The organism is Pasteurella bettyae CCUG 2042, from assembly GCF_000262245.1.
Taxonomy (GTDB): domain Bacteria; phylum Pseudomonadota; class Gammaproteobacteria; order Enterobacterales; family Pasteurellaceae; genus Basfia; species Basfia bettyae.
In genome coordinates, this window is record NZ_AJSX01000007.1 from 130,067 (window position 1) to 146,865 (window position 16,799).

Sequence of the window (16,799 nt, forward strand, 5' to 3'; positions counted from 1 at the left end):
ATAGCATTAGCCGAAAAATTTTACTTGACAACATTTTTAGAGATACCACAATGCCAAACAGCACAGCACAGCACAGCACAGCACAGCACAGCACAGCACAGCACAGCACAGCAAGAGTATGATTTTCAATCACTTAAACTGCAACAATTAAAATCGGTTTTACCTGAAATTTTTTCTGAAAATCAGATTGATTTTGAGAAATTCCAACAGCTTTTTGGCGATCAAATTGCGACTTCTCCCGACCGCTACGGTCTAAACTGGGCGGGCAAATCTGCCGCTTATCAAACCTTACAATCTCCCACTTTTAAAACGCTTACTCCTTGTGTGGGAGAGAGTGTGAATTTCGACACCACCCAAAATCTCTTCATTGAGGGCGAAAATTTGGATGTGTTGAAAGCCTTGCAAAAATCCTACTTTAATTCGGTAAAAATGATCTACATTGATCCGCCGTACAATACGGGCAATGATTTTGTCTATAACGATAGTTTTGCTCAAAGCAAAGCGGAATATGCCGAGGCAGTGGGCGATTTAGACGAACAGGGCAAACTCAAAAAAGCCTTTGTGAAAAACAGCAAAGAGAACGGGCATTATCACAGCAACTGGCTCAATATGATGCTGCCACGCTTGCACCTCGCCCGCAATTTGCTCAAAGATGACGGCGTGATTTTTATTTCTATTGATGATAACGAACAGGCACAGCTGAAATTATTGTGTGATGAAGTGTTTGGGGAGGAGAATTTTGTTAATGCTATAGCAATTAATATGAAAAATATAGCTGGTGCGTCTGGCGGTGGTGAAGATAAAAGATTAAAGAAAAATGTAGAAATACTATTAATTTATGTTAAATCATACGAATCTTTCAATGGTTTTGAAAATGTTTATGAATATAGAGAAATTAGTGAATTAGTTGAAGAGTATAAACAAACAGGGAAAAGTTGGAAATATACAAGTGTATTAGTTGATAAAGGTAATGCTAATTATATTTGTTCTACTGTTGATGGCGAAGGCAATGAAATCAAAATTTATTCAAGAAAAGGATATCAAATTAATTCAGTATCAGAACTATCAAAATTAGAAAATTTACCTGAGAAAGAAATTTATAAAAAATATGCAACTAAAATTTTTCAAACAGCGATGCCACAAAGTTCAATAAGATCTAGAGTTATGAAAGCAGTATCGGAATTAAGTATTGAAAATGACTTTTTTTCTATTGAGTATATCCCTAGAAGTGGGAGAAATAAGGGGATTTTATATGAACAATTTTATAAAGGAGATAATTTTAGATTATTAGCTTGGCTCAAAGATGTTTCGGAAGAAATCAATGGGGAATTATATAAAAAAGAAATGCAAGGAACATTTTGGGATTTTGTTTCTGAGACAAAAAATTTAACAAAAGAAGGAAACATTCCTTTTCCAAATGGTAAAAAACCAGTTGCATTATTAAAACGATTACTCGAAATGCAAGATGATAAAAATTGTTTAGTTTTAGATTTTTTCTGTGGTAGTGGTACGACAGCTCATTCTGTAATGAAACTCAACTATGAAGATAATGGAAAGCGTAGATATATTTGCGTACAAATTCCTGAGATTTTAGATCCAGATGATAAAGATCAGAAATTAGCATATGAGTTATGCAATGAATTAAATAAACCAACAAATATTGCCGAAATTTCCAAAGAACGTATTCGCCGAGCAGGAAAACAAATTTCGGAACAACATAAAGAAATTGATACAGGCTTTAAAGTCTTTAAGCTCACCGACAGCCATTTCAAACAATGGCAACAGCCAACCAAAGAAAATCTAGCCGATCAGCTGGAAATGTTTGTTGAGCCCTTGAAAAAAGACGCAGGACCGCAAGCGGTGCTGTATGAAATTTTATTGCGTTTAGGGCTGAAACTGACCGCAAAAGTGCGGTGGGAAAACGGCGTATTTTGGGTGGAAGAAGAAAATATCACGGTAGCATTGCTTTTAACCGATTTACAAGCGGTCAATTTTGATGAGATTTTTGCAAAATGCCCACAAAAAGTGGTGGCGTTAGACAGCTTGTTTGCAAACAACGATGCGTTGAAGAAAAATACCGAATTGCAAATGAACGATGCCGGTATTGCGTTTGTGGTGATTTAACGCTGAATAACCGTTTCTTCCCCCAAAGAGGGAAGAAAAAGAACGAGATAAAAATGAAACTTCAATTTGAAACCCTAGACTACCAACAAAATGCCGTGCGAGCGGTGTTGAACCTGTTTGATGGGCAGCCGCCATCAGCCGATGTTTTTTCACTGCATTCGCCGAATGATTTTCGGGTCAATGCCAATGCGGAATTAGCATTGAGCGATGAACAGTTACAGCAAAATTTAGAGGCACAACAAAACCGACACACGCTTGACCGCACGTTGATTGAGCAACAAGGCAAAAATTTTACCGTTGAAATGGAAACAGGAACGGGGAAGACCTATGTCTATTTACGGACGATTTTTGAGCTAAATCAACGCTATGGCTGGCAGAAATTCGTGATTGTGGTGCCAAGTGTGGCGATTCGGGAAGGTGTGTTGCATACACTAGTTGCCACCAAAGAACACTTTGATTTAGCCTTTGACAAACCGAGCGTCAATCCAAAATTTGAATATCGCAGCGATCAGCTTTCTCGCCTCAAAAACTTTGCTGAAAGCCGCCATATTGAGATTTTGGTGATGAACATTGATGCGTTCGCCAAAGATGAAAATATCATCAACAAAGAAAATGAAAGCGGCACCAAACCGATTAGCCATATTCAAGCAGCAAAGCCGATTGTGATAATTGATGAGCCACAAAATATGGAAACCGAGATCCGCCGTAAAGCGATTGAAAGCCTTAACCCGCTTTTTACCTTGCGTTATTCGGCAACCCACAAAAATGCGTATAACCCGATTTTCAGCCTAAACCCTGTGCAGGCGTATGAAATGGGGCTGGTGAAGCAAATTGAAGTGGATAGTGTGCTTGCCGATAACGAGGTGAATGGGGCATTTGTGGCGTTAAAAGAGATTAGAACGGCAGCCAAAAGCTGGTCGGCGAAAGTAGAAATTCTCTATAACGACAAAAAAGCCACCAAGAAAAAAGTGGTAAGCGTAAAGCCGAATCAAGATCTGTTTGAGCTTTCCAACCAAAACGAAAGTTATCGGGGCTATATTTTAAGCGGAATGGATTTAGACGAACAGAAAATCAGTTTTGCCAATGGCGTAGAGATTTATCAAGGGGCAGATAATTCGCTGTTGAAAGAAGAACTGCAAAAAATGCAGATCCGCCGCACCATTGCCGAACATTTACAAAAAGAACGCAAATTCCGACCGCTTGGCATTAAGGTGCTTTCGTTGTTTTTCATTGATAAAGTGGAAAATTACCGCAATGACGGCAAATTTTATCGCTGGTTTGAGGAAATTTATCGAGAACTCGCCAAGGCAGAGCCAACAGGCGTGCATAACGGCTATTTTTCGCAAGATAAAAAAGGCGTGGCGAAAGACACCAATGGCAACACACAGGCGGATAACGACACTTACCAGCTGATTATGCGTGATAAAGAGCGGTTGCTTTCGTTAGATAATCCGTTACGGTTTATTTTTTCGCATTCCGCTTTGCGTGAGGGCTGGGATAACCCGAATGTCTTTCAGATTTGTACGCTGAATGACACTGCAAGCGAGATCAAAAAACGCCAAGAAATTGGGCGTGGCTTGCGATTGCCAGTAGATCAAACGGGCGTGCGTTATCACGATAAAACGCAAAATGTGCTGACCGTGATTGCCAATGAAAGCTACGAGGAATTTGCCACAAAATTACAACGGGAAATTGAAGACGATTGCGGTGTGCAGTTTGCGAAAAGCCATATTAAAAACAAAGCAGATAAAGCGATGTTGCGTTATCGCAAAGATTTCAGCCTACACCCTGATTTTGCTGCCATTTGGGAGAGGATTAAGCATAAAACCAGCTATCTGGTGCAGTTTGAACACAGCGAATTGGTGGAAAAAGCGGTGCAAAATCTTGCCAAAATGCCACAGGTTCAAGCTGCAAAAATCAAAAGCGAAAAAGTGGCAATCAAAATGAGTGAAAACGGCGTTGAAACGGAATATCGCCGCAGCGGTGAAATACAAAGCCAAACAGATTGGGCGATTCCTGATTTGCTGAATGCCTTGCAGAAGAAAACGGGCTTAACCCGCTCACACTTTGCAAAATTCTGACAAAATCTGACCGCTTGCAGACAGTTTTTGCTAATCCGCAACGCTTTATTGATTTAGTCGCAGAGCAAATTAACCTTGCGTTACAAGGGATTATGGCAGACGGTGTGGAATATCACAAAATTGCCGATAAAACCTATGCGATGACGATTTTCAATGATTTTGAGTTTTTTAAAAATCAATATACGGTGAGTGTGGAACATTCCGCCAAAACGGTGTATGAAAATTACTTGCCGTTAGACAGCCAAACCGAAAGCAAATTTGCCAAAGATTGTGAAAGCAGCGAACAGGTCGCATTTTATTTCAAACTGCCGCCGAAGTTCAAAATTCCAACGCCGCTTGGCAATTACAATCCCGATTGGGCAGTGGTTTTCAAAGGCGAAAATAAAATCTATTTGGTTGCCGAAACGAAAAATACCGAAAGTATTCAAGCGGGCGTAGATGAAAGCAAATTGCGTGAAAGCGAGCAGATGAAAATTGCCTATGCGAGAAAGCATTTTGCGGCTTATGAAGATTTAGATTATCAGGTTGTGCAGAAAGTGAGAGAGTTAGTCAAATATTATAAAGTAGATAAAAAAGAATTATAGGACTGTTTGAGTATTCATGTAACTAAACTTTATTTATTATTAGGTGAATAAAATATTTCGTGAAAATATACTATATGAAGTAAAATTATCAATTGTTAACTTATAAGGAAATAAATGTAAATTTTCTTCTATGTCAAGATAACAGCTCATATTCTAGTTTTACAGAAATATACATTATATTATGATGGTGTTTATTAAAAATATATGCTCAATAGAAATTTTTTATTATAGGTTAAATATAAGAATTTTTGGTATATTACAACTAAAATTAAGTTTATTTTAATTATTAAATTGAGTATATCTAGCCTAACATTTAAGACAGTTCACTTATATCATAATAGGGTGCATCAAAAGGAATATTTTATGAAAATTCAACAACTTCGCTATATTGTAGAAATTGTAAATCAAAATCTAAATGTAACTGAAGCTGCGAATGCGCTTTATACTTCACAACCAGGAATTAGTAAACAAGTGCGGTTACTTGAAGATGAACTAGGTTTGGAAATTTTCGAGCGTAATGGTAAGCATATTAAGGCGATCACTCCTGCAGGCAATAAAATAGTTGCGATTGCTCGTGAATTGTTAGTCAAAACGCAGGCAATTAAATCTGTTGCAAATGAATATACGCAGCCAAATCACGGGGTTTTACGTATTGCAACGACAAATACACAAGCTCGTTATATGCTACCTGGTGTGATTGAGCGTTTTTCTAAACAATATCCTGATGTTAGTTTGCATGTTCATCAGGGATCACCAAATCAGTTGTATGATGCGTTATTATCAGGTGAAGTGGATTTAGCTATTACTACAGAAGCTCAATATTTATTCGATGATGTAGTGTTATTACCTTGTTATATGTGGAATCGTTCTATCGTTGTGAATCCTGGTCACCCATTAGCTAAATGTAAAAATCTTACTATTGAGGAATTAGGCAAATATCCATTAGTAACTTATACCTTTGGTTTTACTGGGGTTTCAGATTTAGATTATGCTTTTAGTAGTGCAGGTATTTTGCCAAATATTGTTTTTACGGCAACGGATGCTGATGTGATTAAAACTTATGTGCGTTTAGGGCTAGGCGTTGGCATTATTGCTTCTATGGCACATACTCCAGAAGATACTGATTTAGTAAAGATTGATGCAAGTCATTTATTTAAATCAAGCATGACGCAGATTGCCTTTAAACATAGCACTTTTTTACGTAATTATATGTATGATTTTATTAATTATTTTTCACCACATCTGACTCGTACATTAGTAGAAAAAGCTGAGAAGCGAAGGGATAAAACGGCAGTACAAAAATTATTTGATGGTCTTGAATTAGAGCAAAAATAATTCGATAGATTAAATTTTGTAGATAATTGAACCGCACTTTTTTGATAAAGTGCGGTAATTTTTTAGAAAAAATTAGGGAATGCTATGAAAAAGATAGTGAAATATTTTGTCATTTTAATTGTTTTTTCATTCTTTGCATTTTGGTTTTATACCATTTATATGACTAAACTTACTGGTTGTTCGGTAAAATCTGGCGATGCTGTATTTCAAGATAGATTAGTTTGTGACAAACAAGAAATTGTGCCTACGGGGTATTTAAGTTCAATGTTGCAAGAACCTAATTTGATAGCAAGAGCGGTTTCGACCTATAAAGAGGGAGATAAACTTTGTTATACGGATGAGCAAAAATTTTATATTTACAATATCAAAAAGAAAACGACACAAGTACTTAGCCTTGAAGAATTTATTAAAGTTAATCACAGTCAGTTTAAGTTATCTTCAGATTTTTATACATTACCTGATGACTACTTAAAAGAATTTGCTAATAATTGCAAAAAATAAGAACAAACTAAAAGACCACAGATAAAATGCGGTCTTTTTTTGTCATTTTTTGCTCTTGATAAGATTTACCGTGAAGCAGATCACATTTTTAAGAAAATTCCTCTAATCTTCCCACTTAATAAATATAAATAATAATTATTCTCTTTTATTGGAATAAATAATAATGTACTATTTCGAATGTTAAATGTTCGAAAACGAACATTTTATTTGAAGCTTATTTAGGAGAACCTAATATGAAAAGAAATGAACAATTAGAAAAAATCAGTTCAGTTGAAAAATGGGACTTCATTGTTATTGGTGGTGGTGCTAGTGGATTAGGCATCGCATTAGATGCGAGTTCAAGAGGATATAAAACTTTATTGTTAGAAGCTTATGATTTCGCTAAAGGGACTTCAAGCCGTAGTACTAAATTAGTGCATGGTGGTGTACGTTATCTCGCTAATGGTGATGTGGCTTTAGTTAAAGAAGCTTTACGTGAGCGTGGACGCTTAGCTAAAAATGCGGGTCATTTATTTAAAAATCAGAATTTTATTATTCCTAATTACACATTGAAAGATAGTGTGATGTATCGGATCGGCTTGGGTATATATGATTATCTAGCTGGGAAATTAAGCCTCGGCAAAACAATTGCGATTAGCAAACAAGAAGCTAAAAATCGCTTACCGACCCTAAATGATAAAGATCTTAAAAATGGGGTAGTTTATAAAGATGGGCAGTTTGATGACGCACGCTTAGCCATTAACCTCGCTCAAACAATTGTAGAGCAGGGCGGAACAGTTTTAAATTATGCCAAAGTCACCGAGCTACATAAAAATAGCCAAGGTAAAATCGATGGTGTGACATTTATTGACGGATTAAGCCAGCAAGAACATAAAATATTGGGAACGTCCATTATTAATGCTACTGGCGTATTTATGAACGATATTCTTTCTATGGATCATGGCATAAATAAAAAATTTGTTGTGCCAAGTCAAGGGATTCATTTAATTTTAGATAAATCATTCTTACCAAGTGATGATGCTTTGATGATTCCAAAAACCTCTGATGGACGAGTATTATTTGCTGTTCCTTGGCATGATCGTATTGTGGTTGGAACAACAGATACGTTAATTGAAGAGCCTTCTTACGAGCCTATTCCACTAGAACAAGAAATTACTTTTATTTTGGATACCGCAGGGCAGTATCTTACTAAACAACCAACACGAGATGATGTGTTGTCTATTTTTGCAGGATTACGACCACTAGCGGCACCTGAAAAAGCAGGACAAAGCACAAAAGAAGTTTCTCGTAGCCATAAAGTGATTACCGATCCAACGAGTGGATTAGTGACAATTACAGGTGGTAAATGGACAACCTATCGTCAAATGTCAGAAGATACTGTTGATGAAGCATTAAAAGTTCATTCAGAATTAGTCGCCAAACCTTGTGTTACTGTAAATCTATCTATTCACGGAAATATTCCTCGTGAACAAGTGAATTTAAACGATCATCTTTATGTGTATGGGGCGGATATTCCAGCGTTAAAAGAGTTAATGAATAGCCATGCGGAAATGGCAGAAAAACTTCATCCAAACCAACCTTATACTGTCGCTGAAGTGATATGGGCTGTACGTGAAGAGATGGCTCAAACGGTCGAAGATGTATTATCACGTCGTGTCAGAATGCTATTTTTAGATTCTCGAGCAGCTATTGATAGTGCAGCTAAAGTGGCTCATATTATGGCACAAGAGTTAGGTAAAGATGAGCAATGGCAACAGCAACAAGTAGCTAAATTCTTAGAAGTGGCTCGCCATTATTTGCTTGTAGATTATCAGCCACAAGCTTAAAAGTGCGGTTAAATTTTAACAATTTTTATAAACTAAAAAGCCCTGAAATGATAGGGCTTTAAAAGTAGACTTTTAATTTCGAGGACTGGGTTCTGTACTGCACAGGACCCAGTCCTTTTAATTAGTTAATTAGAAACTCGCATTACGCGGTGTACGAGGGAATGGAATAACTTCACGAATGTTTTGTAAACCTGTTACATATACGATTAAACGTTCAAAACCTAGACCAAAACCAGAATGTGGAACAGTACCATATTTACGTAAATCACGATACCACCAGTAATCTTCTGGATTTAATCCCATTTCAGCCATTCGGGCATCTAATACGTCTAAACGCTCTTCACGTTGTGAGCCACCAATAATTTCACCAATTCCAGGCGCTAAAACATCCATTGCCGCAACAGTTTTACCATCTTCATTGAGACGCATATAGAATGCTTTAATATCTTTTGGATAGTTTTTAACAACTACAGGTGATTTGAAGTGTTCTTCTGCTAAATAGCGTTCATGTTCAGAAGAAAGGTCAATGCCCCAAGATACTGGGAATTCGAATTTTTTGCCTGATTTCAATAATACGTCAATGGCATCTGTATAGTCGATTTGAGCAAAATCAGAAGCAACGAATCTTTCTAAACGAGAAATGACATCTTTATCAATGTGTTTCTCAAAGAATTTTAAATCATCCATACGTTCTTTTAATACTGCATTGAATACGTATTTCAACATATCTTCTGCTAATTTTGCGTTATCTGCTAAAGTGGCGAATGCAACTTCAGGTTCAACCATCCAGAATTCTGCGAGGTGACGTGTTGTATTTGAGTTTTCTGCACGGAAAGTAGGTCCAAAGGTATAGATTTTACTTAATGCACAAGCATAAGTTTCACCATTTAACTGACCAGATACGGTTAAGAATGATTCCTTGCCAAAGAAGTCTTGGCTGAAATCAACTTTACCACTTTCAGTACGAGGTAGATTTTCTAAATCTAAAGTAGAAACACGGAACATTTCCCCAGCACCTTCGGTATCTGAAGCAGTAATTAATGGTGTGGCAACCCAGTAAAAACCTTGTTCATTAAAGAAACGGTGAATTGCTTGTGCCAAACAATGGCGAACACGAGCAACAGCGCCGATAATATTCGTACGTGGGCGTAAATGAGCTACTTCTCGTAAGTATTCGATACTATGACGTTTTGCTGCCATTGGATAAGTATCAGGATCTTCAACCCAACCAGTAACTTCTACAGAACTTGTTTGTAATTCAAGTGATTGACCTGCCGCTGGAGATTCAGTAACAGTACCGGTCACAATAACAGAACACCCTGTAGTTAAACGTAAAACTTCCGATTCATAATTTGCGATATCATTATTGATGATGGCTTGAATAGGATCAAAGCAAGAACCATCATAAACGGCTAAAAAAGAAAGCCCAGCTTTAGAGTCACGACGAGTACGTACCCAACCACGCACGGTTACAGTATCACCAACTGCAATTTTACCTTGTAGCACGTCAGCTACAGATGCGATTTTTGACATTTTAAACCTCAAAATTTGTTTTAAATTTTTTTAAAATAGAAACGCAGAGTAGTTTACCTTAAGTTGTCTGATTTACCAAAAATTAAATGTAATATTAAGTATACTTTAGCCTAGCTTTAACTTATTCGAATGTCATGAAAATTTCATTACTGAAAGTGAATATGTTGGTTTTTTATTGTTTCATAATTTGCTAGAATAGCGCGACGAATTTATCGGAGAGAGTTAATGACAATAATTTCAGCAGAGGCGGAGAAAGTCCGTAATGCATTAATCGAAAAAGGAATTGAAACTCCGATGATTGCACTTACTCAAACTAAAGACGAACGTCGTACGCATATTGAAAAACATATGCGAGAGGTTATGCAATTAATCGGGTTAGATTTAACAGATGATAGCTTAGAAGAAACACCTGTTCGTTTAGCTAAAATGTTTGTAGATGAAATTTTTAGTGGCTTGGATTATGTTAATTTTCCTAAAATTACTAATATTGAAAATCGCATGAAAGTTAGCGAGATGGTATTGGTCAATGATATCACTTTGACCAGTACTTGTGAGCATCATTTTGTGACTATTGATGGCTTAGTTTCTGTTGCGTATTATCCGAAAAAATGGGTAATTGGCTTATCTAAAATCAATCGTGTCGTCAAATTTTTTGCACAGCGTCCGCAGGTTCAAGAACGGTTAACAGAACAAATTTTATTAGCATTTCAAACGATTTTAGAAACGGAAGATGTTGCTGTATATATGAAAGCCACCCATTTCTGTGTAAAATGTCGAGGTATAGAAGATAGCAATAGTTATACGGTAACATCCGCATTTGGTGGTGTATTCTTACAAGATAGAGAAACTCGAAAAGAATTTTTAACTTTAATCAATAAATAATCCTCAACGCAGAATCAACATTCTGCGTTTTTGTTTTTAATTATGCAAAAACTCATTATTGTTCGTGGACATTCTGGCTCTGGTAAAACGACTTTCGCTCAACAACAAATTGCCCAATTTGAATTATCGTATCCACAAAGTAAATATTTTCATATTGAAAATGATCTATTTTTGATGGAAGGCAACAACTATGTTTGGAGCGAATCACGTTTTCAAGAAGCAAAACTAAAAGCGCGTAATGCTCTTAAGTCCGCCTTTAAATTTTGTCAAAAACATACCGCACTTGATTGTTTAATCATCGTGAGTAATGTGGGTATTAATCGCAATGAAATTTATCGTATGATCAAGCAAGCTGAAAAACAGCATATACAAGTGGAGATTTATCGTTTAAAAACTTTCTATAACAATATCCATCAAGTTTCAGATGAGGTTGTTAAAAGTATGTTTAATCGCTTGAATGAATTACCAATTGAAGGTGAGATGATCATTGAGTAAAAGTGCGGTAAACTTTATAAAAATTTTTAGATATTAATGGATGTAATCAATAATGAAAATTGCGCTTGGGATTGAATATAGCGGGCAGAATTATTTTGGCTGGCAACGCCAAGAAAAAGTCCATTCTGTGCAAGAAGAATTAGAAAAAGCCATTTCTTTTGTGGCAAATGAAAAGATTGAAGTCTTTTGTGCGGGGCGTACTGATTCTGGCGTTCATGGGACAGGTCAAGTAGTACATTTTGAAACTCATGCTATTCGTCCAGAAAAAGCTTGGGCTTTTGGAACTAATGCCAACTTACCTGATGATATTGCAGTAAAATGGGCAAAACAAGTACCAGACGATTTTCATGCTCGTTTTAGTGCCACCGCAAGACGTTATCGTTATATTTTATATTGTAATAAATTACGGTCAGCTATTTTGCCTTATGGCATTACGCATACCCATCTTGAGCTTGATCATCATTTGATGCAACAAGCTGGGCAATTTTTATTAGGCGAAAATGATTTTTCTTCATTCCGAGCCGCACAATGTCAATCTAAAACCCCTTGGCGTAATATTCATCATTTACAGGTGATTAGAAAAGGTGATTTTATTATTGTCGATATTAAAGCTAATGCCTTTGTGCATCACATGGTACGCAATATTGTTGGCAGTTTAATGGAAGTAGGTTGTGGTCGTCAGCCTGTAGAATGGATGAAATGGCTATTAGAACAAAAAAATCGTTCTCTCGCTGCTCCCACAGCTAAACCTGAGGGGTTATATCTAGTACATGTTACTTATCCTGAAAACTATAATTTACCAACGAGCCCATTAGGACCATTGTTTTTAGAAAATGATTTATGGTAGGTCAGAGCAGTTGTAAAATAAAATAGTGTAAAATAAGTTAAATTTGTGGTTAAATAAGCACAATTTTACTGTTTTATAAAAAAATGCGATATATCGTATTTTTGCTAATTAAATTAATCATAAATAAGGTTAAAAATGAGCTGGATTGATAAGATTTTTAGTAAAAACCCCATTTCTAATTCTCATAAAGCAAACGTACCAGAAGGGGTTTGGACAAAATGTACATCTTGCGAACAAGTTTTATATCGTGATGAACTCACTCGTCACTTGGAAGTGTGTCCTAAATGTGGGCACCATATGCGAATTGATGCTCGTAAACGTTTATTAGTGCTACTTGATAGTGAAGGTGTACAAGAATTAGTGGCGGAGTTAGAGCCTAAAGATATTCTTAAGTTTCGTGATTTAAAAAAATATAAAGATCGTTTAACTACCGCTCAAAAAGAAACAGGTGAAAAAGATGCTCTTATCGTTTTGACGGGAACATTACATGGATTACCTGTTGTTGCAGCAGCATCTAACTTTGCATTTATGGGCGGCTCTATGGGTTCTGTCGTTGGTGCTAAATTTGTGGCAGCTGCGGAAGATGCAATAGCAAAAAACTGCCCATTTATTTGTTTCTCTGCTAGTGGTGGGGCTCGTATGCAAGAAGCACTTTTCTCATTAATGCAAATGGCAAAAACCAGTGCCGTTTTAGCTAAAATGCGTGAGCAAGGGGTGCCGTTTATTTCAGTGTTAACGGATCCAACATTAGGTGGTGTATCTGCAAGTTTTGCTATGTTAGGTGATATCAATATTGCTGAACCAAAAGCATTAATTGGTTTTGCAGGTCCTCGTGTTATTGAGCAAACCGTTCGTGAAAAATTACCAGAGGGTTTCCAACGTGCTGAGTTCTTATTAGAACATGGCGCAATTGATATGATCGTAAAACGTGCAGAGATGCGTGATACATTAGCAAGCTTATTAAGCAAATTAATGAATAAACCATCACCATTTGTTTCTGAAGCTGAATTAGTATCAGAATAAAACATTAACGAATCAAAACATAGTTAGGCATTAGCTAATGCAAAATAATCATAATTTACAAGCCACTTCATCACTCGATGAGTGGCTTTCTTATTTAGAAAATAGTCATTTTAAATCTATTGATTTAGGTTTAGAACGTATCACAGCTGTTGCAAAAGAATTGGATATTCTTAATCCCGCCCCTTTTGTGATTACCGTAGGTGGAACAAATGGTAAAGGCACCACTTGTCGTTTATTAGAAACTATTCTTATCAATTCTGGCTTACGTGTTGGTGTCTATTCTTCACCACATTTATTACGCTATAACGAACGTGTTCGTATTCAAAATCAAGATTTACCTGATGATTCTCACACACAATCATTTGCCTATATTGAACAACATAAAAAAGAATCTTTAACTTATTTTGAATTTAGTACTTTATCTGCATTGTATTTATTTAAACAAGCTAATTTAGATGTAGTCATTCTAGAAGTTGGATTAGGTGGTCGTTTAGATGCCACTAATATTGTAGATAGTGATATCGCAGTTATCACTAGTATTGATATTGATCATGTTGATTTTTTAGGTTCAACAAGAGAACAAATCGGATTTGAAAAAGCTGGTATTTTTCGGACAAACAAACCAGTAATTATTGGTGAACCTGATATTCCCTATTCTATATTAGCGCATGCTGAAAAGTTACATTGTCAGTTATCTTGTCGAGATAGAGACTGGTTTTATTCCGCTGAACATAATCGTTGGCATTGGCATAATCAAAATAGAAATTTCGAAAATTTACCGATTTGTTCTATTCCAATACAAAATGCAGCGACAGCTCTTGCTGTAGTACAATATCTGCCTTTTGTAATATCAGAAGAAATAATTCGAAAATCATTGCAAGAAGTAGAGTTAACAGGTCGTTTTCAAACTATTAAAGTAGAACATTTGCAACCTATTGCAAGTTTAATAAATCGTCCAATAGAAGAGTTACCGAGAATTATTATTGATGTCGGGCATAACCCTCATGCAGCACGTTATCTTGCTAGCAAATTAATTGAAATAAAATCAAAAAATTCTCAAAAAATTACCGCAGTTTGTGGCGTATTAAAAGATAAAGATGCCGATGGGGTATTATTACCTTTATTATCTATTATTGATCGATGGCATTGTGTCACCTTAGAAGGACCTAGAGGGCAATCAGGTCAAGATTTATTTGCTAAATTACAACAACTAGCAGATAAAAATCAGCTTGCTATTGATGGAAAAGGCAATAGTTCTATTGAATCAGGTATTAAAGAGGCAATTTCTGAAACTAATAAAAATGACATTGTACTAATCTTTGGTTCTTTTGTTACAGTCACAGGGTTTTTAGAATTACTCTAATTTTTATATAAAAAGTGCGGTTAAATTTTCTGAAATTTTTAACCGCACTTTTTTAGTGCTATTTTAAATGTTCGTCATCATTAATTTTTTCAATAATAAATTGTCCTTCAGATTCATTATCTTGTTGAACATATCTGACAATATTAATTGCAGTATTTAACATAGAAACACTACGACCTTCCTCTCGGTGATTTTGCCAAGTTGAACCCGCAAATAATGCCATCAACAAACGAACTGTATGTCCATGAGATACAATTAATATATTGCCTTCATTGTGAATTTTAATAATATCTTGGATCGCTTTAATCACACGGTTTGTAAAAACTTCCCAAGTTTCACCACCATTAGTACGAGCCATATAATTCACAGGATCATGGAGCATTTGCTGAAATTCTTCTGTGTGTCGAATGGTTTCTGTACTTACACCTTCCCAAGAACCAAAAAAATGTTCATTTAAACCTTGATGTTGAAATAATGGCACATCACGATGGCTCAAAATATGATTGGCAGTATCAATTGTGCGTTGTAAACAGCTTGAATAAGCAGCAATAAAAGGCACATTTGCTAATGCTTTGCCCGTAAGTTTTGCTCCACGAATACCTTGTTCTGTTAGAGCAGAATTCCCCCAACCTTGCATCAGCCCTTGATCATTCCAAAGGGTTCGTCCATGGCGAATAAGATAGAGACGAAGTTCTTTTTTCATTAGATATCCTTTTTACTTCTTTAGATTAATTTTTCTTATTATAACAAGGGGCTAAATAAGAAAAATAATTTTTCAATAATTCTAGTAATAACTGATCGATTGAACCATATATTTTCATCTATAAGTTCTGATTCATTCATATAATTTTCGTGGAGTAACGAAATTTCATTTGCAAAGACCTGATCTTCTATCAGAAGAGTAACTTCAAAATTTAAATGAAAACTTCGCATATCCATATTTACTGTGCCTACCATAACAAGCTGGTTATCAATAAGGATACTTTTTGTATGTAGGAGTCCTTGTGTGAACGTATAAATTTTAACGCCTGCTTTTAATAATGTATCAAAATAATTTCGACTTGCCCATTTAACCATTAAAGAATCATTTTCCATTGGTAAAATGAGTGATACATTAACTCCTCGTAGTGCTGCAATTTCTAAAGCATCAATAATATTTTGTGAGGGTACAAAATATGGCGTTGTAATAGTGATACTTTGATTTGCTGAAAAAATTGCAGTCACAAGAGATTGTACCATTAAATCATCAGGTAGCCCAGGACCTGTAGCTAAAACCTGAACTGCATGGATATTGTTATTTTCCATAGGCAATCTTTGTTGAGACGGTAGGGGAACCTCTAATTCTTGCTGAGTTTCCATTTCCCAATCCCATGCATGTAAGCCATTTAGAACAGGTGAAACCGGCCCATCGATACGCACCATAATATCGACCCATTTACCAACATTACTGCCTTGTTTAAAATAATCCGGATCAACCATATTCATACTTCCTGTATAAGAAATTTGGTTATCGATCACAATAATTTTTCGATGCTGGCGTAAATCAATTCTGCGTAAAAATATTCGCCATAGATTCACATGAAGAGCTTCTTCAATCTCAATGCCTTGCTCAATTAATTGCTTACAATGTGTACTTTTTAAAAAATCACGGCTTCCTACCGAATCTAATAAAATATGCACATTTACACCACGCTGTTTGGCTTCAATAAGTGCGGTTTCGACAAAATCAATTAGCCCACCATTAGACCAAATATAGAACACCATATTAATGGATTGTTTGGCTTGTTGAATATCCTTGATGATATTTTTGATAATGCTTTCTGGCGTGTCTAAGATATGTAATTCATTCCCTTGAATACAAGGAATCCCTAAACGTCGTTGGGCTAATTCAAATAATGGGTAGGCAATAGAAGATTGGCTTGAGTCAATAAGTAATTTTTTTTGTTTATTTAAATTTGCAAACCATAGCATATATTTGGGGAGTAACTGCTTAGAAATATTGCTACGACGTTTACCTAAATTAATTTCGCCGAATATCAAATAAGCTAAAATGCCTACTATAGGAACAAGATAAATAAGCATTAACCAAGAAAGCATAGCCGCTGATGATTGTTTTTTGACAAGTTGTCTGATGGTAATCGAGACAATTAAAGCCCACATTATTGCTGGCACAATATATGCTATAATCTGTTCTAAATTAATATT

Annotated in this window: 12 protein-coding genes and 1 pseudogene; 10 read left to right on the forward strand and 3 right to left on the reverse strand. The window is 35.9% G+C overall.

All coding sequences use genetic code 11. From position 1 onward, the window contains the following. The first annotated feature begins 138 nt into the window (after nt 1–138). The 5 genes and pseudogenes from HMPREF1052_RS01835 (at nt 139) to HMPREF1052_RS01855 (ending at nt 8,451) form a co-directional block, all read left to right on the forward strand. Nucleotides 139–2,124, forward strand: coding sequence for a site-specific DNA-methyltransferase (locus HMPREF1052_RS01835; RefSeq protein ID WP_040596182.1), 1,986 nt, complete (start codon nt 139–141; stop codon nt 2,122–2,124). Nucleotides 2,125–2,177: 53 nt separating this feature from the next. Beyond that, nucleotides 2,178–4,789: pseudogene (locus HMPREF1052_RS01840) on the forward strand (restriction endonuclease). A gap of 363 nt (nt 4,790–5,152) precedes the next feature. After that, nucleotides 5,153–6,124, forward strand: coding sequence for an HTH-type transcriptional regulator CysB (cysB, locus tag HMPREF1052_RS01845; RefSeq protein WP_005758798.1), 972 nt, complete (start codon nt 5,153–5,155; stop codon nt 6,122–6,124). An 84-nt stretch (nt 6,125–6,208) separates the two neighbouring features. After that, entirely contained in the window at nt 6,209–6,625 is a 417-nt protein-coding gene (locus HMPREF1052_RS01850; RefSeq protein WP_005759166.1) for a hypothetical protein, read from the forward strand. A 233-nt stretch (nt 6,626–6,858) separates the two neighbouring features. Next, nucleotides 6,859–8,451 carry a glycerol-3-phosphate dehydrogenase/oxidase gene (locus HMPREF1052_RS01855; protein ID WP_005759107.1) on the forward strand — a complete coding sequence of 531 codons (1,593 nt, stop codon included), beginning with the start codon at nt 6,859–6,861 and terminating at the stop codon, nt 8,449–8,451. A gap of 129 nt (nt 8,452–8,580) precedes the next feature. Here the strand turns inward: HMPREF1052_RS01855 and asnS are convergent, their stop codons facing one another. Next, nucleotides 8,581–9,984, reverse strand: a complete 1,404-nt coding sequence (asnS, locus tag HMPREF1052_RS01860) for an asparagine--tRNA ligase (protein ID WP_005759043.1) — start codon at nt 9,982–9,984, stop codon at nt 8,581–8,583. A 225-nt stretch (nt 9,985–10,209) separates the two neighbouring features. Between asnS and folE the strand changes: the two genes are divergently transcribed. The 5 genes from folE to folC all read left to right on the forward strand — a co-directional run bounded on the left by folE (nt 10,210) and on the right by folC (nt 14,594). Continuing rightward, entirely contained in the window at nt 10,210–10,866 is a 657-nt protein-coding gene (gene folE / locus HMPREF1052_RS01865) for a GTP cyclohydrolase I FolE (protein WP_005758953.1), read from the forward strand. 42 nt (nt 10,867–10,908) lie between these two features. Continuing rightward, on the forward strand, nt 10,909–11,361 hold the full coding sequence (locus tag HMPREF1052_RS01870; RefSeq protein WP_005758820.1) for an AAA family ATPase: 453 nt from the start codon (nt 10,909–10,911) through the stop codon (nt 11,359–11,361). Between the two features lie 52 nt (nt 11,362–11,413). Continuing rightward, on the forward strand, nt 11,414–12,208 hold the full coding sequence (gene truA / locus HMPREF1052_RS01875) for a tRNA pseudouridine(38-40) synthase TruA (RefSeq protein ID WP_005758937.1): 795 nt from the start codon (nt 11,414–11,416) through the stop codon (nt 12,206–12,208). A gap of 135 nt (nt 12,209–12,343) precedes the next feature. Then, complete coding sequence (gene accD / locus HMPREF1052_RS01880) at nt 12,344–13,231, forward strand: acetyl-CoA carboxylase, carboxyltransferase subunit beta (protein WP_005759221.1); 888 nt, start codon at nt 12,344–12,346, stop codon at nt 13,229–13,231. Nucleotides 13,232–13,268: 37 nt separating this feature from the next. Further along, nucleotides 13,269–14,594, forward strand: a complete 1,326-nt coding sequence (folC, locus tag HMPREF1052_RS01885; RefSeq protein ID WP_005758903.1) for a bifunctional tetrahydrofolate synthase/dihydrofolate synthase — start codon at nt 13,269–13,271, stop codon at nt 14,592–14,594. A gap of 58 nt (nt 14,595–14,652) precedes the next feature. Here folC and HMPREF1052_RS01890 read toward each other — a convergent pair whose 3' ends face one another. After that, the gene (locus tag HMPREF1052_RS01890; protein WP_005759023.1) at nt 14,653–15,297 is read right to left on the reverse strand and encodes a histidine phosphatase family protein; all 645 of its coding nucleotides are present in this window, start codon (nt 15,295–15,297) and stop codon (nt 14,653–14,655) included. A 38-nt stretch (nt 15,298–15,335) separates the two neighbouring features. Further along, nucleotides 15,336–16,796 carry a cardiolipin synthase gene (gene cls / locus HMPREF1052_RS01895; RefSeq protein ID WP_040596183.1) on the reverse strand — a complete coding sequence of 487 codons (1,461 nt, stop codon included), beginning with the start codon at nt 16,794–16,796 and terminating at the stop codon, nt 15,336–15,338. Nucleotides 16,797–16,799 lie beyond the last annotated feature (3 nt).

Coding starts and splice junctions, on each gene's coding strand:
- truA (WP_005758937.1), top strand. CDS start 11,414: ATGAAAATTGCGCTTGGGATTGAATATAGCGGGCAGAATTATTTTGGC.
- asnS (WP_005759043.1), bottom strand. CDS start 9,984: ATGTCAAAAATCGCATCTGTAGCTGACGTGCTACAAGGTAAAATTGCA.
- HMPREF1052_RS01870 (WP_005758820.1), top strand. CDS start 10,909: ATGCAAAAACTCATTATTGTTCGTGGACATTCTGGCTCTGGTAAAACG.
- HMPREF1052_RS01890 (WP_005759023.1), bottom strand. CDS start 15,297: ATGAAAAAAGAACTTCGTCTCTATCTTATTCGCCATGGACGAACCCTT.
- cysB (WP_005758798.1), top strand. CDS start 5,153: ATGAAAATTCAACAACTTCGCTATATTGTAGAAATTGTAAATCAAAAT.
- folC (WP_005758903.1), top strand. CDS start 13,269: ATGCAAAATAATCATAATTTACAAGCCACTTCATCACTCGATGAGTGG.
- accD (WP_005759221.1), top strand. CDS start 12,344: ATGAGCTGGATTGATAAGATTTTTAGTAAAAACCCCATTTCTAATTCT.
- HMPREF1052_RS01850 (WP_005759166.1), top strand. CDS start 6,209: ATGAAAAAGATAGTGAAATATTTTGTCATTTTAATTGTTTTTTCATTC.
- HMPREF1052_RS01855 (WP_005759107.1), top strand. CDS start 6,859: ATGAAAAGAAATGAACAATTAGAAAAAATCAGTTCAGTTGAAAAATGG.
- folE (WP_005758953.1), top strand. CDS start 10,210: ATGACAATAATTTCAGCAGAGGCGGAGAAAGTCCGTAATGCATTAATC.